The organism is Salipaludibacillus sp. CF4.18, assembly GCF_051262595.1.
In the GTDB taxonomy this organism is placed as follows: domain Bacteria; phylum Bacillota; class Bacilli; order Bacillales; family Salisediminibacteriaceae; genus Salipaludibacillus; species Salipaludibacillus neizhouensis.
In genome coordinates this window covers 1-378 of the sequence record NZ_JBIMEV010000173.1, presented here as the reverse complement: position 1 = coordinate 378, position 378 = coordinate 1, and the positions used below count along the sequence as shown (strand labels likewise).

Genomic DNA, 378 nt, shown 5'->3' with positions numbered 1-378 from the left:
AAATATAATGACATTACTTACATCAAGCCATGTATGTGGATCTGGATCATCCGTTTGCCCTAGTGTTTCAAGGTATATCGGCTCCACACCTTCACTAACAGGATGCACAACATTTTTAGACTTTCCTGCTGTATCAATTAATTTGTTAAACCAACCGTTTCCTTCTTCTAAGTTTAGACCATGATAAAAAACAACATCCGCATCTGTCGTTTTTGTTAAGTCTTCTGGCAGTGGATCATACTCGTGAGGATCAGCACCAATAGGAACGATACTATATATTTCTGCATGATCACCTGCAACATTCTCTACAATGTCGAAAATAATGGAGTAGGTCGTAACTATTTGTAATTTTTTTTCTTCCTTTATTTCTTGAGTTGT

1 protein-coding gene is annotated in these 378 nt (G+C 36.5%); it reads right to left on the bottom strand.

Annotation, left to right across the window (positions count from 1 at the left end):
* Nucleotides 1–378 (bottom strand): metal ABC transporter solute-binding protein, Zn/Mn family (locus ACHABW_RS26025; RefSeq protein WP_435759946.1); only part of this gene is annotated, 378 nt, incomplete at both ends.